Origin of the sequence: Streptomyces sp. NBC_00236 (assembly GCF_036195045.1) — a bacterium.
Classification (GTDB): Bacteria; Actinomycetota; Actinomycetes; order Streptomycetales; family Streptomycetaceae; genus Streptomyces.
In genome coordinates, this window is record NZ_CP108100.1 from 7662616 (window position 1) to 7683696 (window position 21081).

The following is a 21081-nucleotide window of genomic DNA, read 5'->3' on the forward strand; positions in this document are numbered from 1 at the left end:
CCTGTGCGTTGTGCGTTTGAGCGCTTTGCGTGAGCGCTTGGAGCGCAGCATAGCCATGCGGCACTGAGGGCTGGTTCAAGGTCGAACATCAGGGGGATTACGATCTGTCCCTGGCATGGACACCCTCACACTCTGGCAACTGGCGGCGCTGGCCGCGGCAACCGCACTCGTCGGCTTCTCCAAGACGGCCGTCAGCGGTGCCAACACGATCAGCCTCGCGGTCTTCGCGGCGGTCCTGCCCGCCCGTGAGTCGACCGGAGTGCTGCTCCCGATCCTCATCGCCGGTGATGTGCTCGCCGTGCTCACCTACCGGCGCCACGCGCACTGGCCGACCCTGCTCCGGCTCTTCCCCGCCGTCGCCGTGGGCGTGGTGGCGGGCACGCTGTTCATGATGTGGGCCGGCGACGCCGCCGTACGGACGTCCATCGGCGCGATCCTGATCTTCATGGCGGGCGTCACGGTCTGGCGGCGCCGCACCGCGAACGCGGCCGGGGAACCGGCCGCCGAGGCAGGTGCTCCCACGCCCGCCGAGCGGCTCAAGGCGCGTTCGTACGGGGTGCTCGGCGGCTTCACCACCATGGTCGCCAACGCGGGCGGCCCGGTCATGTCGCTCTACCTGCTCTCCGCGGGGTTCCGCAAGCTCGGCTTCCTCGGCACGTCCGCGTGGTTCTTCCTCATCGTCAACTCGTCCAAGGTGCCGTTCAGCGTGGGCCTCGGACTGATCGACGCGCAGTCGCTGCTGCTGGACGCCTGCCTGCTCCTGTTCGTCCTCCCGGGCGCCTGGATCGGCCGGAAGTGCGTGGACCGCATCAACCAGCGGCTCTTCGAACGCCTGGTCATCGCCGCCACCGTGCTCGGCGGTCTGCAACTGCTCCTGAATCCGTAGCGGCCCTTCCGGATCGCGGTGATCCGGAAGGGCCGGGGGATGAGCGGGACACCGTCCGTCAGACGATGCCCTCCTCGATCTCCGCCTGCTCGCGCGCGTTTCCGTACGCCGACGGCGTGCCGTACGAACCACGGGCGACGAACCACCACACGGTGGCCAGGACCAGCACGGCGACCAGGGCGACGGAGGCGTAGTTCATCGAGTCGATCGTCACCGGGGACCTCTGCGGCAGCAGGAACAGCACGGTCACGAAGACGACCCACACCACGGCGATCCAGCCGACCGGCTTCGACCAGCGGCCCAGGTGCCAGGGCCCGCGCTCGAAGCGGCCGCCCGCACGCAGCTTCAAGTAGATCGGGATCGCGTAGGCGGGCGTGATGCCGATGACGTTGATGGCGGTCACCGCCCCGTACGCGGTCGCCGAGTACAGCGACGGCAGGGCGAGCACTCCGGCGACGACGACCGACAGCCACACCGCGTTGACCGGTGTCTGTGTGCGGGCGCTCACCTTGCGCCACACCGAGGACCCCGGCAGTGCGTTGTCCCGGCTGAAGGCGAACACCATCCGGCTGGTGGCGGCGACCTCGGCGTTGCCGCAGAACAGCTGCGCGGCGATCACGATCAGCAGCATCGCCGTGGCGCCCGAGGTCCCGAGCGCGTCGATCAGGATCTGGGCCGGCGGTACTCCGGTCGCGCTCCCCTGGGTGCCCGCGTAGTCCTGGATCGCGAAGGTCAGCCCCGCGAGCAGCACGAATCCGGCCAGCCACGAGACCCAGATCGAACGGACGATGCCACGTGGCGCCGAGACCGAGGCGTCCGAGGTCTCCTCCGAAAGGTGAGCGGAGGCGTCGTAGCCGCAGAACGTGTACTGCGCCAGCAGCAGGCCGATCGCCGCCACGTAGAGCGGATTCTCCCAGCCGGTGTCATTGACGAACTCGGTGAAGACGAACGACGGCGACTGGTGGTGGTCGGGCACGATCGCCAGCACGGACACGATCACCGCGACACCGGCCAGATGCCACCACACACTGATCGAGTTGAGCACGCTGACGAGACGGACACCGAAGAGGTTCAGCACGGCGTGCAGCAGCAGGATGCAGACGAATATGATCATTGTCTTGCCGGGCGTGGGGGTGAACCCCCACTGCAGGTTCATCAGCGCACCGGTGAACAGCGCGGCGCCGTAGTCGATGCCGGCGATCGCACCGAGCAGCCCGAGCAGGTTCAGCCAGCCGGTGTACCAGCCCCACTTGCGGCCGCCGAGCCGGTCCGCCATGTAGTACAGGGCCCCGGAGGTCGGGTAGGCGCTGGTGACCTCGGCGAGCGCCATGCCGACGCAGAGTACGAACAGACCGACGCCGGCCCAGCCCCACAGCATCACCGACGGCCCGCCGGTGGACATGCCGAATCCGTACAGGGTCATGCAGCCGGACAGGATCGAGATGACGGAGAAGCTGATGGCGAAGTTGCCGAAGCCGCCCATACGGCGGGCCAGCACCGGCTGGTAGCCGAGTTCGCGCAGCCGCTGCTCCTCGTCCTTGGGCGGGGTGGCGGCGGCGCCCTTCCGGTTCGAGGTGGATAGGGACATGGGGAGACCTCCGTGAGCGGAAACAAGGGGGAAACGGGACACAAGGACAGGGAAGGGGGGCGGTTTCACGCTCAGCCGTGCGGCCCCCGGCCGGGATCGCGGGCGGCGGCGAGGGCGCGGCTGCGGGCCCGCAGGAAGACCTCCTCGGCGCCGCCGGGGTCCTTGGGCGTGCGGGTGCGGTACGCCCAGGGCAGCGAGGTGAAGTAAGGGCCGAGCTCCTGGAACACGGGAGCCGCCTCGACGAACTGGAGTGACCCCCACAGCGCGTGGGCCAGATGGTTGAGATCGAGCAGGGTGTGCGCGGCCGGCGGGGTCCGGTGGAACCAGATCTCCAGGGCGCGCAGGGCCTCGCGCTCCGCGTCCTCGGTGACCCAGTGCAGGTCGAGCGCCTTCTCATGGCCGCGCTCGCGGCGGTAGCGCTCCACCCTCACGTACAGCGGCAGCACATGGAGCGCCGATCCGTCGGGCGCCGAGGACGCCGCCCACTGGACGAAGTTGACCGCCTCGGAGAGAGAACCACCGGCCCGGCGCGCGTAGACGAACTGCAGCATGCGGTGGTAGGCCTCGCGGTTGTACGGATCGCGTTTGTCCGCCTCCGCCAGCAGACCCCACGGCCCGGGGAAGAGCATGGGCCCAGGGGGGTGCAGCCGGTGTTCCTCCAGCCGCTGGCGCTCGTCCAGTTGGGCGAGGGCCAGCAGACACACCCAGGGCACCGGGTCGGCGGGCGAGGCGTGGGCGGCCGAGCGGCACGCCTCCCAGGCCTCCTGCCACAGTTCCTGCCCGCTGGGATGGTCCGAACGGCGGGCGCGGACCGCCCGCTCCACGGCGACCCGGGCGTGCATCACGGCGGCCGCGACACTGCGGGGCTCCTCGGTCAGCCAGGCCTGTACCGCGTCCGATCCCGCGGCGACCGCACCGAGTACCTGGGTCCGCTGGGTCCACAGGGGCCAGTCAGGGGTGCTCTCCAGCAGGTCGCGCATGGAGAGCCAGCGCCCGGTGCGCAAGTCCTGTAACGCGCTGCGCAGTTCGTTGTCGTGGCCGGCCGGATGGTAGACCGGCCGGAAGTCACTGTTGGCCATGGATGTGCTCGGCGCATGGTGTCGGTCTCATCGGTCCTCGGTGCGTGGGGGGTGAAGCAGCAGTTGAAACATGAACTGCTGTGAAGCGTCCGGTTGTTGCTCGGCGGTGAGTGTAGAGCCCTGCGCGCCTCTCTCCTGGACGAATCGTGGATCTTCCTCAAGTCGCGTGTGCAAACAGGAGGTTGAACTCCGGGTCCGGGTTCCGGGCGCACGCCTTGCGGGCGCTTGACGTAGCCGCCGGGCTGCACCACCCTGAGATTCCGCGACCGAAGATCACGATTCCGTTCAAGCCCCGTGCTTGCGTACTGCTGGAGACCCGATGACAGGCCCGGTACTCGCCGTGGACCAGGGCACCTCCGGGACGAAGGCGTTGGTGATCTGTCCCGAGCGGGGTGTGATCGGTTCCGGTTCTGCTCCGGTGCGTCCGCGCTACGGACCCGGGGGAGCGGTCGAGGCGGACCCCGCCGAGCTCCTCGGCTCGGTCCTCGACGCCGGGGCGCAGGCCCTGGCTGCCGCCGCCGAACCCGTGGTCGCCGTCGGCCTCGCCAACCAGGGTGAGACCGTGCTCGCCTGGGATCCGGACACGGGGAGACCGCTCACCGACGCGATCGTCTGGCAGGACCGCCGGGCCGAACGGATCTGCGGTGAACTCGCGGCACAAGAAGAAGAGTTGAAGCGGATCACCGGGCTGCCGCTGGATCCGTACTTCGCCGCTCCCAAGATGGCCTGGATCCGCCGCGAACTGACCAGGGAGGGCGTCGTCACGACCAGCGACGCCTGGCTCGTCCACCGACTCACCGGCGCGTTCGTGACGGACGCGGCCACGGCCGGCCGGACCCAGCTGCTCGATCTCGACGACGTCGGCTGGTCACCCGCCGCCCTGGACGTCTTCGGACTGGGCGGTGAACGGCTGCCGGCCGTGGTCGACGCCGCCGGCCCGTTCGGCACCACCCGCGCGTTCGGCGGCGAACTCCCGCTCACCGGCCTCCTCGTCGACCAGCAGGCCGCGCTCCTGGCCCAGGGCGCCCTGGAGCCGGGAGCCGCCAAGTGCACCTACGGCACCGGTGCGTTCCTCCTCGCCCAGACCGGTGCCGTACCGCGCCGGGGCCCCTCCGGACTCGTCAGCTGCGTGGCCTGGCGGCTCGGCGGACGTACCAGCTACTGCCTGGACGGACAGGTCTACACAGCCGCCTCCGCGGTCCGCTGGCTGACCGACCTCAACGTGATCTCCGGCGCCGCCGACCTCGACCCCGTCGGCGGCAGTGTCCCCGACTCCGGTGGCGTCACCTTCGTACCGGCGCTCGCCGGACTCGCCGCCCCCTGGTGGCGCGGCGACCTGCGCGGCTCGGTGACCGGTCTGAGCCTGGACACGACCGCCGGCCATCTGGTGCGGGCGCTGTGCGAAGGCATCGCCGCACAGGTCGTGGAGCTCGCCGACGCGGTGGCGGCCGACCTCGGCTCGCCCCTGACCACGCTGCGCGTCGACGGCGGTCTCACCCGCTCCGCACTTCTCATGCAGACCCAGGCCGACCTGCTGCAACGGCCCGTCGAGGTCTCCGCGCTGCCCGACGTGACCGCACTCGGCGTCGGCGCCGTGGCCCGGCTGGGCATCGACCCCGGGCTCTCCCTCGCCGAGGCCGTCCCCGCCTGGCAGCCGGCGGCGGTGTACGAACCACGGATCGGCCCCGCGGAGGCGGCCGAGCGCCTCGCCGGATTCCGCGCGGCCGTCGGGACCCTCCTGGAACGGTCATGAGCCCTGCCGGAGCGGCCCGATGACGCCCACCGTCACGACTGCCGGTGATCCGCTTTCCACGCCGCCCGGCGGAGCCCCGTACGACGTCACGGTCATCGGAGCGGGCGTGGTCGGCACCGCCATCGCCCGCGAACTGTCCCGCCACCCCCTGCGCACCGCCCTCGTCGAGGCCTCGGACGACATCGGCGACGGCACGTCCAAGGCCAACACCGCGATCCTGCACACCGGTTTCGACGCCGTACCCGGCTCACTGGAGGCCCGTCTCGTACGCGAAGGGCAGCGCAGGCTCTCCGCGTACGCCGCACGGACCGGGATCCCCGTCGAACGCGTCGGCGCCCTCCTCGTCGCCTGGGACGCGGAACAACTCGCCGCGCTGCCCGCCCTGCTGGCCAAGGCGGAAGCCAACGGCTACCACGCTGCCCGGCTGCTGGACGCCGACGAGGTCGCCGAACGGGAACCCCATCTCGGCCCGGGAGCACTCGGCGGTCTCGAGGTCCCCGACGAAGCCGTCATCTGCCCCTGGACCACCCCCCTCGCCTTCGCCACCGAGGCCGTCCGTGCGGGCGTCCACCTGCACCTGGACTGCCCGGTCCTCGGCATCGAGACCGGGGACGCGGTCCACACCCTGACCACCGGCCGCGGGCCGCTGCGCACCCGCTTTTTGATCAACGCCGCGGGACTGCACGCCGACGTGATCGACCGCCTGCTCGGCCACGACGTCTTCACCGTCACCCCGCGCCGCGGCCAGCTGATCGTGTTCGACAAACTCGCCCGGGACCTCGTCCGCCACATCCTGCTCCCCGTCCCCACGGCGGCGGGCAAGGGCGTCCTGGTCGCACCGACGGTCTTCGGCAACGTCCTCCTCGGCCCCACCGCCGAGGAACTCGACGACAAGACCGCCACCGGGTCGACACAGGAGGGCATCGACCGGCTGAGGGAGAAGGGCCGCAGGATCCTGCCCCGGCTCCTCGACGAGGAGGTCACCGCCGTCTACGCGGGGCTGCGGGCAGCCACCGGCCAGGAGGACTACCGGATCCAGGAGTACCCCGGCCTCCGCTACGTCGCCGTCGGCGGAATCCGCTCCACCGGGCTGACCGCCTCCATGGCCATCGCCGACCACGTCACCACCCTCCTGGCCCGGACCGGACTCGACCTGGGCGAGCCCGTCGAACCGGCCCCCCTCACCATGCCCGGCCTCGGCGAGGCGGGCCGGCGCCCGTACCTGGACGCGGAACTCATCGGCCGGGACGCGGCGTACGGCACCCTGGTCTGCCACTGCGAACGCGTCACCGCGGGCGAGCTCCGCGACGCACTCGCCTCCACCCTCCCGCCGCGCTCCGTGGCGGGTCTGGCCCGCAGGACCAGGGCCGGCAACGGACGCTGCCAGGGCTTCCACTGCGGAGCCGCGCTCCGCGCACTGATCGAGGGGAGCCGGCCATGACCCGACGCGAACGGACCGTCGACGTGCTGGTCGTCGGAGCGGGACCCGCCGGACTGGGCGCCGCCGCCGAACTCGCCGCATCCGGCGTACGACGCGTCGAGGTCCTGGAACGCGAGCAGACCGCAGGCGGAATCCCGCGCCACTGCCACCACACCGGATTCGGCAGCGGCCGCCTCGGCGGCGGAACGGACGGCCCCGAGTACGCCCGCCGCTGCACGGCCGCGGCCACCCGGGCCGGCGCCACCCTGCGCACCGGCATCACCGTCACCGGCTGGGCCGGCCCCCTCACCCTCGACGCCACCGGACCCGGCGGGCTCGAACGGATCACCGCACGCGCCGTCGTCCTCGCCACCGGAGCCCGCGAACGCCCGCGCAGCGCCCGGCTCGTCCCCGGCACCCGCCCCGCGGGCGTCTACACCACCGGAGAACTCCAGCAGGCCGTCCACCTCCACCACCAGCACATAGGCACCCGTGCCGTGATCATCGGCGACGAACCGGTCAGCATTGCCGCGGCCGCCACCCTGCGCACCGCCGGAGTCGAGGTCGTCGCCCGGGTCACCGACCGCCCGCCGGCCCTCCCCGCCGCCCTGGCACCGCGCCACGCGGCCCCGCTGCTCACCCGCACCACCGTCACCGCTCTGACAGGCCGGGGCCGGCTCACCGGGGTCACGGTGCGCCACCAGGACGGCCGTGCGACGACCCTGCCGTGCGACACCGTGGTGTTCACCGGCGACTGGATCCCCGAACACGAACTGGCGCGCCGCGGCGACGTGCCCCTGGACGCCGGTACCGGCGGCCCCGCGTACGACTCCGTGTACCGCACCCACGCCCCCGGGGTCTTCGCCGCGGGCAATCTGCTCCACGCGGTGGAGAGCGCCGGCACCGCCGCGGCGGAGGGCCGGGCCCTCGCCGCCCCCGTACGACGCCACCTGACCACCGGCGGCTGGCCGACCGGGCGGCCCGTGCTGGCCGTCGCGGCACCACTGGAGTGGATCGCCCCCAACCTGCTCTGCCCCGAAGGCCACCGGCCGCTGAACAACCGCTTCACCCTGCGCACCGCCCGTCCGTTGACGGCCCCGCTGCTCGTGGCCCGTCAGGACGGGCGCGAACTGTACCGCCGGCGCCTGCTGCGCACCGCCCGGCCGGGACGCCCCTTCCACCTGCCCGCCGACTGGCTCGACCGGGCCGATCCGCACGGTGGCACGGTGTGCGTCTGTGTCGGCTGACCGGGCCGATCCGCACGGTGGCACGGTAGGCGTCTGCGTGCGTCGGCCGACCGGCCCGGCGCGGGACCGGCCGGGTTCTCAGGGGATCAGCAGCCAGTCCGCACCGATCGCCGCCACCAGCCCGACCCCCAGCAGCCAGCTGCCCAGCCGGGTCCGGCCGTTCCTGCTGAGCTCGATGACGATCCCGCACAGGATCAGCGCGAGCCCGTACACCCCGACCACCAGGACCGAGGACCGGCTCGCGATCCGCAGCCCGAGCACGACAGCCATCGCGGCCATCCCGACCGAGGAGAGGACGATCCGCAGCCGTCTCGCCTGCCGCGGCGTCAGCCGCCGGTCCTCGGCCTCCGCCGTCTCCCCGGGTACGGCTATCGGTGCGTCCACGGCCTGGTCCTGGTCAGAAGTGCTCATGACGCCGGATGGTAATGGTTTCGCACGGCACTGTTCACCGCTCTCGGTCAAGGGGAGGGAAAGTAAGCCGAGTTCGCCGCCCCGGGCCGCCCGGGGCGGCGGCCCGCCGTCAGCTGTCCGCCCGCAGCCGCGGCGCCTCGGCTGCCGCGTCCACGACAGGGGCGCCCGCGTCCTCGACCCGTGCCGCGAGTGCCAGGGCCCAGCCGCTCAGCGGCCCGATGCCGATCCCGTACGCCGTGACCACCGGCGTCCCGGCGCTTGCCCCGGCTCCGCCGGACGCGGCGAACTCCGTCAGCGCCGCCGCCCCGCGCCGCAGCAGCCGCGCCCCGCCCGTCGCGTTCCCCCGGGCCGCGTGCGTCAGCCCGACGGCCAGCTGGGCCAGCCCCCGCCACAACTCCCGCTCCGCGTCGGGGCCCGATTTCCACGCGTCCTCGAAGACCTCGTGCGCATGGAACGGCATGCCCGCGTCCAGCAGCCGCTGCGCCTCCCGTACGGTCTCCTCCGGGGTGCGGACCACCCCCTCGGGCTGCCGCTCGACCCCCACCGTGCCGTACGGCAGGGGGCGCCCCAGCCCGTCCCGGGGGCGCGCATTGTGCGCCCGGCCCTCGATGTCACGGTCCCTGCGAGTCTCGTCCACTCCTCGATTGTGCCTCGCACCTGCGACGAACTGCCCGAACCACTGTCGGTGGGCCCCCGCGCACGACTAGTCTCGACTGTCATCCAATCGACTTTGGGGGAGGGTAGGCATGAAGCCGTCCCGGCCGCTGTACGAGCGCGAACCGGAACTCGCCGCTGCCGCAGACGCCGTTGACGCGCTGTGCGGCGCGCAGGCGACCGGCGGGCTGCTGGTCTTCAGTGGCGAAGCAGGCATCGGCAAGACCGCGCTACTGGGCGAGATCCGGGCCATGGCGGAGGACCGTTGCACGGTCTGGTCCGCACGCGGTGGCGAGACGGTCACCTCGGTGCCGTTCCACGTCGTACGCCAACTGCTCCAGCCCGCACTGGACCAGTTCCCCGCCGACGACGTGAAGGCGCTGTTCGGGTCCTGGTACGAGATCGCCGCACCCGCCCTCGGCCTCTCCGAGCCGACCGGACCGCAGCCCGACCCGCAGGGTGTGCGCGACGGCCTCGACTGGGTCGTCTCCCGGCTCGCGTCCCGGCTGAGCCACCGCCCGCTGCTGCTCATCATCGACGACGCGCACTGGGCGGACGGCGAATCCCTCGCCTGGCTCGCCTCGTTCACCGCCCGGCTCGGCGAAGTGAAGGTCCTCGTCGTCCAGGCACACCGCCCCGAGGAGCTCGCGGCCCGCGAGGCCGAGCGCACGCCCGCCGGCAGTCACCCGGCGCAGGTCCGGGTCGCCCTGCGCGCGCTCACCCCCGACGCCACCGCCGAACTGGTCCGGGCCACCCTCGGGGACCACGCGGACGACCCGTTCTGCCGCGAGGTGTGGGCCGTCACGGGTGGCAACCCCTACGAGGCGGTCGAACTCGTCGCCAAGGTCCAGGACCGCGAGCTGCCCCCACTGGAGGAGTCCGCCGGACTGCTGCGCGAACTCGGCGCATCCGCCCGGGGCAGCGGCCTCGTCGCCCGGCTCGAACGGCTCGGCACCAACGCCAACCGGTTCGCCTGGGCCGCGGCCGTCCTCGGTACGGACATCTCCCAGGACCTCGCCGCCACCCTGGCAGGAATGAGCCCCGCCGAAGCGGCGGACTGCACGGCCCGGCTGCGCGAGGCCCGCATCGTCAGCGGCTTCGACCCGCTGGAGTTCGTGCACCCCCTGATCGCCACCGCCGTGTACCGCTCCATCCCGCCTGCCACCCGCACCGCCATGCACGGCAGGGCCGCCTGGGCGATCACCCGGGCCGGGCTAGGCCCGGCCGCCGCCTCCCGCCACCTGCTCGAAGTCCACCCCGACGACGACCAGGAGCTGGTCGAACAGCTGCGGGCGGCGGCCAACCAGCACCTCGCGGTCGGCGCCCCCGAGGCTGCCCGCCGCTGCCTGGAGCGGGCCCTCCAGGAACCTCCGCGCCACGACGTGCGCGCCACCCTGCTCTACGAACTGGGCTGCGCCACGCTCCTCAGCTCGCCGCCCACCACCGTGCAGCATCTGAGGGCCGCCCTCGACCTGCCGGGCCTGGCCGACGAACTGCGGGTCGACGCCACCTTCCGGCTCGCGGCCGCGCTGTCGCACAACAACCAGCTGAAGGAAGCGGCGCTCGCCCTGGCCGCCGAGGCCGAACGCACGGCGCCCGGCCCGGGCCTGATGCGTCTGCAGGCCGCCCACTTCCTCTGGGAGGGCATGCAGGCCACCGAGCAGGACGGCCACGGCCGCTCCCGCCGGCTCGCCGCCAACGCCGACCACCTCACCGGCCGGGACAACGCCGAACGGGCGCTGCTCACGCTGCGCGCCTTCGACGCGATGCTGCGCGGCGAGAACGCCCAGCTGATCGTCGACCTGTGCGAACGCGCCCTGGTCAACGGCCACCCCGCCCGCGGCCTCGGCTGGACCGACACCGAATGGGGCTTCGAACTCCCGACCCTGCTCGGCATCACCTACGCCTTCACCGACCAACTCGACCGGGCCGAGGAACTCTTCGGCGAGGCCGTGCGTGCCTTCGAGATCTCCGGCTGGAGCGGTGCACACCTGGCCTTCGCCCACACCCTGCTGGGCCTGGTCCACCGCCGTCGCGGCCGTCTGGCCGAGGCGGAGGGCTTCCTGCGCGAGGGGCTCCGGCTCGCCGACCGGGTGGGCAGCGGTCTGCCCGTCCACTGGGACGCCGCCTGTCTGCTCATCGACACGCTGCTGGCCCGTGGCCGGGTCACCGAGGCCCGCAAGATCGCCGACCAGTACGACTTCGGGCTGCCCTACCCCAGCGCCATGGTGCTGCCCGACGCCCCGTGCGTCCGTGGCCGCCTGCTGCTCGCCGAAGGCCGTACGAAGGAAGCCGTCACGGAGCTGGAGGCCGCCGGCCACGCCCTCGAACCCCGTGGCAGGTTCAACGGCATCTGGGGCCCGTGGGCCGGCGACCTGGCCCGGGCCCTGATCGACGACGACCCGGGCCGCGCCGCCCAGCTCGCCAACTCCGCCCGGGTGCATGCCGAGCGATTCGGTACGGAAACGGCGATCGGTGAGGCGCTGCGCTGTGTCGCCCTCTTCGCCCGCCCGGACGAGGCCGCTCATCTCCTGGGCGAGGCGGTCCGCCACCTGGAGGCTTCGCCGTCCGGCTACGAACGCGCGCTCGCCCTGTTCGACCACGGCGTCGCCACCCGCTCACCGCGCGAGCTCGCCCGGGCGCACAAGCTGGCCACGGCCTGCGGCGCCGAGGGACTGGCAGCCCGCGCCCAGCAGGCACGGGCGTCGATGCGGTCCACGGAGTGAGGTAATGTTTGTCCTGCGCAGCCGCCCGGCAGGACCGGGGGACTGGCAGCGGGACGTGGCGCAGCTTGGTAGCGCACTTGACTGGGGGTCAAGGGGTCGCAGGTTCAAATCCTGTCGTCCCGACTCGAGGGAGTCGTAGATCGAGGGCCGGTACCGGAGAAATCCGGTACCGGCCCTCGACCGTTGGGGCGTGAGCCACCTCTGACGCCGGGCTGTGACCTACGTCTGAGCCCGCCCGGTCCACGGCTCGATGCCGGGCGGTTCCTGGAATCCGGCGACCGAGATCCAGGCTTGTACGACGTCCTCCTTCGTCGTGACGTAGACCGGGCGAAACGTACTGGCCAGGGGCCCGCCGTCGGGGAAGGCGACACCGAACAGCTCCGCCGACATCACCGCGGCCACCGGCGAGCGGCCCCCCGCGTCGAGAGCGGCACGCAGCGCCGGGGAGTCCACCAGGCGGGCAGCTGTCGCGAGCGCCCGGCCGCGCCAGCCCTGCTCGTCGCTGCCGACCTCGGCAGCGTGCAGGGCGACACGCAGCCTCAGCCCTCCGGTCACGGCGTGTTCGTGCAGAGCGCTTTCCATGGTCCGGAGCAGATCCCGGACGAGCCCGGCGCGACGGGTCTCGTGGGGGAAGAAGAGGAGCATCTCGCCGTCCCCTGCGCGGCGGCTTTCGCAGTGCACGTCGGACACGCCGGTCAGCACGGTGACGAGGACGCCGTGCAGGGCGTGCTGGCGGTCGGCCTGGACGGCCGCCTCGGCGTCGGAGTAGCCCGCGATCTCGGCGGCGAGAACGACACAGCTCCGCACGGGGCCCGGATCGCCGGCGCGCTGACTCAGCAGCTGCTGGACACCTCCGTCCGATTCCCCACGGTCGAAACGGGCGCGGCTCCACTCCGCCGCGACCTCCACGGCCCACGGCGGCAGTTCCCGGCTCAGGTCGGTGCGTTCCAGCAGGGGGCGGAGTACATAGCGGGCGGAGCTGTCGCGGCCGTGGGCCAGCAACCAGTCGAGCGCCACCTTTCCGGCCTCTCCTGTCTCTTCCCGGGTGAGGTCCTGCCTGTACAGCAGGGCATTGAGGACGAACTGGGCGTCGCTCGTGGTGCCGTGGCGCCGCAGCCACCGCATCGTCCGCTCCACGGCCGCCCGCACCTCCTCGGGGCTGAGGTCGGGGCGTTGCAGCAAGGGGCGCAGGACGAACTTGGCCGACGCGTCCGTGCCGACCGACCGGAGCCATGCGAGGCCCAGGGCGACGAACCGGGGCGTCAGCTCCGGCGGCAGGTCGTTCCTGCGCAGCGCGGCACTCAGCACGAACTGGTTCGCGTGGTCGCCGCCGTGCAGGTCCAGCCAGTTCAACGCGTGGTCCGCCACGCTGTGGACCTGGCCATCCGACAGTTCGGGGCGCTGGAGGAGGGGGCGAAGCACGAACTGTGCCGACGTGTCCTCACCGTGGATGTCGAGCCACCGTACGGCGCGCTCCACGACCCGGCGCGCCTCGCGCTCGTCCAAGGCGGCAAGCGGGAGAAGGGGAGCCACGACGAACGTAGCGTCCTGGATTTCTCCATACACGGAGAGCCAGTTCAGCGCGTGGTGCACGGCCTCTGCCGTCTGCTCCCCGGACAGGCCGGTGCGCGGCAGCAGACCGTTGAGAACGTACTGGGCGCTCTCGGTACCGCTGTCGGCGCGCAGCCAGGCCAGGGCCTCGTCGGCGGCGGCCCGCGCCTCCACCGGTGACAGGTCGGTGCGCTGGAGCAGCTTGCGCAGAGCGGGAGCCGACCTCTCCTGGCCGGTGGGCCCTCCGTGGCCCGCCTGCGCGGAATCGGCGAGAGCGCGGAAGCGCTCGGCATGCTCCAAGTCGCCGCGTTCGTGCGCGGCCCGGGCGATGGCCTCCAGGTCCGGCGCGGACGCGTGGCCGGCCAGGGCGTTCCACAGGCTTTCGGGTGGGGCGAGACGGCTGCGGCGCTCACGTCCGAACCGCACGATGTCCTCCGAGAGCCGGAAGTACAGCTGGGAGCCGGACCCCGGTGACACGAGGGACAGGCCCAGGCCCGCCAGGGCGGCGACCGGGACATCCCCCGGAATGGACAGGACCGATCCGGTGCCGAGGTAGTCCCTGGCCGCCTCGGAGAGGAACGTGCCGGACATCAGCGGGCCGTGTCCGCAGCGGCCGGCATCGAGCGCGGCGTCCACGACGGCGCGAACGGCACCCGTCCCGGACAGATACCTCTCGATCACGTCACTGGCCTGCGGCGCCTGCACTTCGAGGATCAGGTTCTCCTCGCACAGGGTGCGCGCCTGGGCGTGGGCATCGTCGGCGGCGGCCAGGGGGACGGTCGTCAGATCGGTCCATTCCTCGGTCCTCAGCGATCCCAGCACGAGGACGGGTCCGCGGTCGGCCGCGTGCAGAAGTGTTCTCAGTCCGGCCGCGACGCGCTCGCCCCGGCCGCCGTCCGACCGGTCCAGGAGGTAGCGGTCCGCATTGTCCAGCCAGACCACCGTGCGCGGGCGGATCGTGGACGGGCTGTCCAAGGCCGCTTCCAACTCGGCGACGGAGTCCGGTTCCCACAGCCACCAGTCGCCCGGCAGCAGGCGCGCGGCCTCCACGCTCGACCGGCTCTTGCCGGAGCCGGGCGGTCCCACGAGGAGCGCCATCATGCTCGCCCCGGCGGCGCAGTCCCGCACGACGTCCCGGAACCGCAGATCGGTGTCGCGGACGTGGAACGGGGCGAGGCTCAGTCGCTCGGCGCCCGCGACGAGTTCGGCGACCGGGCGGCCGAGCCGTGAGCGTCCGCCCGACGCCCCGCTGCCTCGCCGCTTCTCCGCCGCGGCGGCGTGATGCCGCAGCGCGGCGAGCCGGAACAGTGAGCGGCCGGCGTCGACCTCCGGATCCGCCCGTCCGACGAGATGGCGAGTCAGCCAGTCGAACGCCTCTGTGTCCTTCGGAACGCTCTGCCCGGTGAACCACTCGTACAGGGTGGTGGACCGAAGGATCACGGGAGGCGATTCCCGGGCGGCCTGCCCGATCAGCTCCGAGTGTGTCGGACTGCCGGCCCGCCTGTGCAGTGCCCGCAGGGCGTCGGCGAGCTCGGCCGGGCTGTCGGGCGGAGCGGCTCCGTACAGGGTCTGGAGACGGATCACGATGACCACACCCGGCTGAGGACCCTCCCGCTCGACCACCGTGACGCACCTGTCCAGAGGCGCGAGACCGTCGGGCTTGTCCGACTCGTCGAGCACCACCACGAACTCGACGGCAGAGGGGACCGCGGGCCTGTCCGCCAGCGCCACTTCCACGGCGCGCGCATCCGACGGCGCCGCGGCCAGGGCGGCCGTGACGTACAGAGGCCCGCCGGGGGAGTGCCACCGCATGTCCCTCCCGGTCACGTCGTCCGCCGGGAGGATTTCCATGTTGATGCGCCCGGTGGGGTTGTACTCCAGGGCGAGGGTTCCGAATACATCGGCGGGCGTGAGAGGGCCGCCGTGCAGCTCACGGAGGTGGTCAAAGACCGTTTCCTGTCGCGGCCGGAGTCCCAGGGGAACCGGCAGATACGCGCGCGCGTGGTCGAGAAGCTCCCGCAGCACGGTTTCGGCGTCCTGGAGCGTGCCGTCGGCCGCAGGGCCCAGCACAGCCCGTACGTTCTCCCGGACGTTCTGCACGACGGCCGACCAGTCGTCCGCCGGACCTGCCGGAACAGTCGCACGGTCCTCGTCGGTGACCGGGCGCGCTGCCGCCCTCCCGCCCCCGGCCGGGCGTGCGGGAACCGCGACGGAGTCCGCCAACGGCGATTCCTCCACCGGGAGTTCGGTCGTCGACCACACGTCGTGCAGGACGGCCGCGATGCCCTGCGGGGCATACGGCTGCGCTGCGGCATGCCGGCCGAAGGCGGCCCGGGCCTGCCATGCGTCGTGGGTCGTCAGATGCGTCCGCAGATACGTCCGGGCGGGCGTGTGCAGGGCCAGCACCGGATCACCGTCCGGGACGCGTCGTACCGCGAACAGGCCGCTGGTCAGGACCTCGGCGAGATCGGCGTACGCGGCCTCGGGCACCGCCTGGTCGCGCAGTACGTGCAACAGGGGAAGGGGCAGTTGCCGCACCACGGAGCAGAGGACGACCAGGCGTACGGCGGGCGCCGGTGCCGTACGGACGAACGCCTCCGCCAGCAGGGCGGGATCGGACGGCCGGGCCGGAGCCGGGCCGGTCCGCCCCCGGGGGAGGCGGCCGGTGGCGGGGACGAGGACGGCGCCGCAGCCGGCGGGGTCGGCGCGCATGAGCGTGTTCGCCCAGGCGCCCAAGGAGTGCGGGGTGCACGACACGACGGGCAGAGCGGACCAGGGCCCGGACGACTGCTCCTCGTCCTCGCGGGGTCTCAGCCGGGGCGGCACCGTGAAGCGGAGGGAGCCGTTGTGACCGCCGGCCCGGCCACCGGCCACGCGTACAGCGGGAAGGTTCAGGGCGGAGCGGCGCCACAGACGCGGGGGCAGCGGGTCGAGCAGGGCCACCGGGACCTGCCGGCCCCACTCGCGCAGGAGCAGCCACGGCGCCGGGGTGTGCCAGCCGCGGGCCGCGCAGTCGGAGAGCACCAGGACGAGTCTCCTGCCCTGGGTGCCGCTGCCGTGGTGGGGGACGCGCGTACCCAGGACCTCGCGGCCGTGGTGGTCGAGCACGCGAGGCTCGGTGCCCTGCCACTCCAGACGCCAGGTGTGGACGGCGCGGAAGCCTCCCAGAGTGTTCAGGAGCCGGATCACCGCGTGTGAGGTCTCCTCCCACACGCTCATGCTCAGGGAGGAGTCCACGACGACGACTGCCTCGAACCAGGGCTCCGGAGCAGGGCGGAACAGCGGCACCAGGGGACCGCCGCGCGCGTAATGCTCCACGGTGGCCTCGATATCCAGCCTGTTCCGCCCGCCACGCCGCCATGGCCGGCGGAACGGCTGGATCGCACGACCGACAGCGAGGGCGTCCGGCAGCGGATCGGCACGTGCCAGGGACAGCGGCACACCCCGCACCGTGGTGTCCGACCCGGACCGGCGCAGGGACAACTCCGTCCTCCCCGTGCTCGGTGCACCGGCCGTCCGCACGTCCTGCGGAGTGTCCCCGTCAGCAGCCACCGCCTCTCCGGGTGCCGGGTCCGGTGCTGTCTCGTCGGCCACCGAGGCGGTCGACGGTTCGGTGTTTTCTCCGACGACACCGGAGGCCGCCAGCCACACCGCGTCGGCGAGCGTGCTCGCGTCGGCCCCGTCCGGCAGCGGCACCCGGCTCAGCGCCCGGAGAAGGCGGGCCAGGGAGTCAGACACGGGAGAGTTCACGCAGGACCAGCTTGCGCAGCTCCTTGTACTGGTCCGGCCCGGGCGCGTGGCTGCCGGTGAGCAGGGCCACGGCGTTGAGCAACTGGTCGATGGCCAGGTGCTCGCCGGACCTGACACGATCGGCGAACAGGGTGATGACCTCTTCGGAACCGCTCGGCAACTCGGCGAAGTGAGCCCTGACGATGCCTTCGAGCAGGTCGTCGTCCAGCGGACGCATGGTGAAGCGGATGCACCGCCGCAGAAAGGCCGGTGAGAAGTCCCGCTCGTTGTTGCTGGTCAGAAGGATGAACGGGAACTGTGTGCACCGCACCCGACCACGCTCGACGGAGTGCTCCTCGTCGCTGTGCCACTGCCGGACCCGGACCCGGGGGCGGCGGTACCGCACGAGTTCGGGGATCTCGAACTCTCCGCGCTCCAGCACTTCCAGCAGGTCGCTGGGGAGATCCAGGTCGCTCTTGTCGATCTCGTCGATGAGCAGCGCGCGCGGCCGGTCCCCGGGCAGCAGAGCGGTGCCCAGCGGGCCCAGTTGGAGGAAGGGGGAGATGTCGTCCCTGCTACGGGCGTGCCCCGCCCGGCCCGCGCGGCCCTGCGGCATCGCCGCGCGCAGGCTCTGGGCGTGGATGCGCCCCAACGCGTCGTAACGGTACAGGGCTTCGGTCAGCGAGCTGCGGGACGTGATGTGCCAGCGCAGCACGGGGCCGAGGTCCAGCTCGTGAGCCACCTGCTCGATCACGGTGGACTTGCCCGATCCCGCAGGCCCGCTGACGAGGAGCGGCCGGCGCAGGTGCAGGGCGGTGTTGACCGCGTCGGTCAGACCGGGCGGTGGCTGATACTGCCGGTGCTGCGGCGTACGGGGGAACGTGCGCCACGGGGGCGGATCGGCCAGCGGAGTGTCCCGCTGCTCGCCGTCACCACGGTAATAGGGCTTCCAGCTCACCATTCCTCCTCGGGGCCGACCACGATGCGTTGTTCGAAGGGTCGGCAGAACTCCAGCCAGGCCTCGTCGTGCCAGACGGCGCGTACGTCGCCCAGACATGTCCCGCAGCCCTCGTGCTCCGGGGACCACCGCTGCCGGTAGGCGGCGGGCAGGCCGTCCGGAAGGCTGTGCCAGTGCTGCCGCACCAGGGACGGCAGCGCTCCGGCCGCCCGGGTGCCCGGGCGCGGCCACAGGATGATCGGAGCGTAGGGCAGCAGCTGCTCCAGGGCGTCCTGCAGGGTGTCGGGATGGTGGTCGAGTCCGACGGCGGTGTCGTACCGGCCGGTCATGAGCCCCCGTTCGAGGCCTTTTCGGTCGTCCAGGACGGACACTCCGATCCACTCCACCGACACGGCGCCGCAGGAGGCCATGGTGCGCAGCGCCTTGCGGGCGGCGTCGTTCATTTCGGCGTTCTCCTCGGCCGGGTCCATCCGGCCGCTCCACCGGACCACGACGTCATGGTTGACCCCGAGCAGCCGGCGACCGACCTGCTCCTCCTCGGGCTGCCAGCGTGCCAGCAGGTGAGCGGGGGCAGCGACATCCACGTTGACCAGCTGTTCCGGCGACGGGAGCCGGCCACGCGCCCACGCGAGCACGGCGCCGATCGCCCGGCCCGTGCCCAGGCGGTCCGCGGACTCGCAGCGGAAGCGGTGGTGTACGGGCAGCCGCTCCCCGGTACCGACCAGCCAGGCGTCCACCTCCTCCGGCCAGTCGGTCAGCGCACCGGCCAGGCTGACGACGAGTCGGAGCTCCCCCTGCTGCCGCTTCCGCGTCAGTTCCGTCCGGGCGTCGTTGAATTCGGTGACGGCGCCGAGGTCACCCGCCCAACCCCGCAGCTGCGCAACGACGTCGGCACTGCCGGACAGTTCGGCCAGCGCCGCGACGAAACGCGCGGGCGCCTTCCAGCGTGGATCATCGACGCCCGACGCACGCAGTGCCGCGTACTCGACCAGGCCACGCAGCAGCTCGGAACCCTCCGCCTCGGGGGGCAGCCCCGCCAACTGGCGTGCCTCACGCAGCAGATCACTGGTGAGGACGTCGGCCAGCACCGTGTTGAGGAGCGACACCGTATCGGCGCACGTGAGGAGCGTTTCCACCACCTGGATGACCCGGTCGCGCCAGTGCGGGTCGGCCGAGTCGTCGACCTGGCCCTCCCGGGCGAACGTGTACAGCTCATCGAGGTCCCCGCGGGTGCGGGGGGTCGGCAGCCGCATATCGGCTCGCCACATGGACACGGCTTGTTCGAGGTCCCCCATGCCTGCCGGCCCGACCACGCCGCCTCCGGCGCCGGGAGCGGAGCGCACGTTGCGGGCCAGCCAGAGCCCCTCGGCGACGAAGGGGTCGTTGTCGTACTCGAATCTCCCGATGGCCTGCCCCTTGACCCGGCCGCGCAGGTTCTCGATGAGCAGTGCGTCCGCGTACACCGTGGTGTGCGCCCCGGCGAGGCCCTCCCGCAACGCCGCGACCAGAGCGAAGCTCAGGCGCATGTCACGGGCTTCCTGGCCGGCGGCCGCGGCGGTGACGACGGACATCCTCGTACGGCCGGCCCGGACCCCGCCCGTGATCCGGCGCATGTCCGGCATCCCGCCGGTGGCATGGCAGGTGTCGACGAGGGCGATCACGCCCTCGACCCCGGGCTCGTCCACGGCGTCCGTGAGCAACTGGCCCACGTTCAATGCCGAGATGGTGCTTCCGGTCGTGGAACCGGCGACCATGAAATACAGGTCGGCCTGGAGCGGAGGGGTGAAGCCGTGGCCGAGCAGTGCCAGGACCAGCACCGCGTTGTCCTCCCGCGCGCACCGGACCGCCTCGCGCACAGCGGCGCGGACATCCTCGGTGGTGAGCGCCGAACCGAGCAGGAGGGAGCCATGGGCGCCGTTGCGGGGGGTGCACGCCCCGAGCGCCGGGTTCGTCAGCACGCCGTGCAGAGCACGGGCGGCCTCCTCCAGCCGGGACAGCTTGCGCATGGCCGTGCACTGCGCACCGACGACCAGCACATGCCGGCGTTGCCCGTCGGTCACCTCTTCAGCGCTTCGACCAAGGGACCGGCGACCTCCGCCTGCCGGAGGTACTTCGTCGCGGTGTGGACCCACAGTCCGTCGGAGTCCACCCGGCTGGTCACCGGCACGACCCCCGCCGCGTTGGGCAGCATCCACTTGTCGAGGCGCGGCCGGCCCACCACCACGTCGTCGCGGTCCCAGAAGTTCAGCCACCGCTCGACGCGGTTGGGGGTACGGGGCGGCTGCGGAACCAGCCGCTGCAGGACCGCCGCCCCGGTGGCCAGCGGGGACCCCAGCGTCATCAGCAGCGGAACCGGCCCCTTGTGCCGGCGCAGCGCCTCGAACGCGACCACGGTGCCCAGCGAGTGGCTCACCACGATCAGCGGCCGGCCGGGATCCGTCCCCTTCAGCACCTGTTCGCGGATCCGGACGTCCAGGGTGCGCCCCCTGTCGTCGGCCTCCCGCCTGCGGAGGTAGCGTCCGACCTGGGCCAGGTGCCACAGCAGCGGCGTGCCGCTCGCCCACTGTGCGCATCCCCGCAGCCCCGGCATCTGCAACAAGGTCGTCAGAACCTGCCCGAGGACCCGGAACGGCTCCCCGGCGCCCTGCTCCTCGCTGTCGTCGGCGCCTGGCAGTTGCGCACGGGCGTCCTCGGCCACGGCCGCCGTCCGCCGGTCCCCCCGCTCCGCGGCCTGCCGGGCGAGCTCGTCGACCAGAGACGCGACGAACGCGGTCATGAAGGCGGCGTCCTCCTGCTCCTCGAGCGTCCAGGGTCCGTCGCCCTGGGCCTCGGAGTCCGTGAAGAGGTCGCTGTAGTCGGCGAAGCGCACCTCCGCCAGCCAGCCCTGCGTCAGCCCGGAGACCGCGTCGGCGTGCCCGGCTGCGCGTGCTCCCTCGGCGAGAGCCACGAGCCACTCACGTCGTTCGTTCGCGGCGTCCCGCAGACCGCCGATCCCGTGGACGAACACCAGTTGAGGAGTGCCCGAAACGCTCACTCGTGCCCCCGAAGTCCTTTGCGCCGACCTTCGGATGAACCCTAG

Annotated in this window: 13 protein-coding genes and 1 tRNA gene; 6 read left to right on the forward strand and 8 right to left on the reverse strand. The window is 72.4% G+C overall.

Features of this window, described 5'->3' with window-relative positions:
- Window positions 1-115 precede the first annotated feature (115 nt).
- The gene (locus OG446_RS34110; RefSeq protein WP_328897652.1) at window positions 116-886 is read left to right on the forward strand and encodes a sulfite exporter TauE/SafE family protein; all 771 of its coding nucleotides are present in this window, start codon (window positions 116-118) and stop codon (window positions 884-886) included.
- A 58-nt stretch (window positions 887-944) separates the two neighbouring features.
- Here OG446_RS34110 and OG446_RS34115 read toward each other — a convergent pair whose 3' ends face one another.
- Window positions 945-2474 (reverse strand): amino acid permease, encoded by a 1530-nt coding sequence (locus OG446_RS34115; protein ID WP_328897653.1) that lies wholly within the window; start codon window positions 2472-2474, stop codon window positions 945-947.
- 71 nt (window positions 2475-2545) lie between these two features.
- Window positions 2546-3553 carry a hypothetical protein gene (locus tag OG446_RS34120; protein ID WP_328897654.1) on the reverse strand — a complete coding sequence of 336 codons (1008 nt, stop codon included), beginning with the start codon at window positions 3551-3553 and terminating at the stop codon, window positions 2546-2548.
- Window positions 3554-3872: 319 nt separating this feature from the next.
- Here OG446_RS34120 and OG446_RS34125 point away from each other — a divergent pair, with 319 nt between their 5' ends.
- The 3 genes from OG446_RS34125 to OG446_RS34135 are packed head-to-tail and all read left to right on the forward strand — an operon-like array spanning window position 3873 to window position 7973.
- A complete protein-coding gene (locus OG446_RS34125) occupies window positions 3873-5306 on the forward strand; it encodes an FGGY family carbohydrate kinase (RefSeq protein ID WP_328897655.1) in 1434 nt (477 codons plus the stop codon).
- Between the two features lie 19 nt (window positions 5307-5325).
- Window positions 5326-6747 (forward strand): NAD(P)/FAD-dependent oxidoreductase, encoded by a 1422-nt coding sequence (locus tag OG446_RS34130; RefSeq protein ID WP_328897656.1) that lies wholly within the window; start codon window positions 5326-5328, stop codon window positions 6745-6747.
- Window positions 6744-7973 (forward strand): FAD-dependent oxidoreductase, encoded by a 1230-nt coding sequence (locus OG446_RS34135; RefSeq protein WP_328897657.1) that lies wholly within the window; start codon window positions 6744-6746, stop codon window positions 7971-7973. The genes OG446_RS34130 and OG446_RS34135 overlap by 4 nt, the downstream gene beginning before the upstream one ends.
- Window positions 7974-8051: 78 nt before the next feature.
- Here OG446_RS34135 and OG446_RS34140 read toward each other — a convergent pair whose 3' ends face one another.
- Both OG446_RS34140 and OG446_RS34145 read right to left on the reverse strand, forming a co-directional pair.
- Entirely contained in the window at window positions 8052-8384 is a 333-nt protein-coding gene (locus tag OG446_RS34140; protein WP_328897658.1) for a hypothetical protein, read from the reverse strand.
- 109 nt (window positions 8385-8493) lie between these two features.
- Window positions 8494-9021: a DUF309 domain-containing protein gene (locus tag OG446_RS34145; protein WP_328897659.1), complete on the reverse strand. Its 528-nt coding sequence runs from the start codon at window positions 9019-9021 to the stop codon at window positions 8494-8496.
- Window positions 9022-9130: 109 nt separating this feature from the next.
- Between OG446_RS34145 and OG446_RS34150 the strand changes: the two genes are divergently transcribed.
- Together OG446_RS34150 and OG446_RS34155 are read left to right on the forward strand one after the other, a co-directional pair.
- Window positions 9131-11764, forward strand: a complete 2634-nt coding sequence (locus tag OG446_RS34150; RefSeq protein ID WP_328897660.1) for an ATP-binding protein — start codon at window positions 9131-9133, stop codon at window positions 11762-11764.
- Window positions 11765-11813: 49 nt separating this feature from the next.
- Window positions 11814-11887, forward strand: a tRNA-Pro gene (locus OG446_RS34155).
- 96 nt (window positions 11888-11983) lie between these two features.
- Here OG446_RS34155 and OG446_RS34160 read toward each other — a convergent pair.
- The 4 genes from OG446_RS34160 to OG446_RS34175 are packed head-to-tail and all read right to left on the reverse strand — an operon-like array spanning window position 11984 to window position 21036.
- A complete protein-coding gene (locus OG446_RS34160; RefSeq protein WP_328897661.1) occupies window positions 11984-17053 on the reverse strand; it encodes an SAV_2336 N-terminal domain-related protein in 5070 nt (1689 codons plus the stop codon).
- The gene (locus tag OG446_RS34165; RefSeq protein WP_328898504.1) at window positions 17046-18002 is read right to left on the reverse strand and encodes an AAA family ATPase; all 957 of its coding nucleotides are present in this window, start codon (window positions 18000-18002) and stop codon (window positions 17046-17048) included. Before OG446_RS34165 ends, OG446_RS34160 begins: the two co-directional genes overlap by 8 nt.
- Window positions 17999-20062 carry a hypothetical protein gene (locus tag OG446_RS34170; protein WP_328897662.1) on the reverse strand — a complete coding sequence of 688 codons (2064 nt, stop codon included), beginning with the start codon at window positions 20060-20062 and terminating at the stop codon, window positions 17999-18001. Before OG446_RS34170 ends, OG446_RS34165 begins: the two co-directional genes overlap by 4 nt.
- Window positions 20059-21036, reverse strand: a complete 978-nt coding sequence (locus OG446_RS34175; RefSeq protein WP_328897663.1) for a hypothetical protein — start codon at window positions 21034-21036, stop codon at window positions 20059-20061. The genes OG446_RS34170 and OG446_RS34175 overlap by 4 nt, the downstream gene beginning before the upstream one ends.
- Window positions 21037-21081 lie beyond the last annotated feature (45 nt).

Excerpts from the sequence above, each read along its gene's own strand:
- OG446_RS34110 (WP_328897652.1), top strand. The coding sequence starts at position 116 with ATGGACACCCTCACACTCTGGCAACTGGCGGCGCTGGCCGCGGCAACC.
- OG446_RS34115 (WP_328897653.1), bottom strand. The coding sequence starts at position 2,474 with ATGTCCCTATCCACCTCGAACCGGAAGGGCGCCGCCGCCACCCCGCCC.
- OG446_RS34120 (WP_328897654.1), bottom strand. The coding sequence starts at position 3,553 with ATGGCCAACAGTGACTTCCGGCCGGTCTACCATCCGGCCGGCCACGAC.
- OG446_RS34125 (WP_328897655.1), top strand. The coding sequence starts at position 3,873 with ATGACAGGCCCGGTACTCGCCGTGGACCAGGGCACCTCCGGGACGAAG.
- OG446_RS34130 (WP_328897656.1), top strand. The coding sequence starts at position 5,326 with ATGACGCCCACCGTCACGACTGCCGGTGATCCGCTTTCCACGCCGCCC.
- OG446_RS34135 (WP_328897657.1), top strand. The coding sequence starts at position 6,744 with ATGACCCGACGCGAACGGACCGTCGACGTGCTGGTCGTCGGAGCGGGA.
- OG446_RS34140 (WP_328897658.1), bottom strand. The coding sequence starts at position 8,384 with ATGAGCACTTCTGACCAGGACCAGGCCGTGGACGCACCGATAGCCGTA.
- OG446_RS34150 (WP_328897660.1), top strand. The coding sequence starts at position 9,131 with ATGAAGCCGTCCCGGCCGCTGTACGAGCGCGAACCGGAACTCGCCGCT.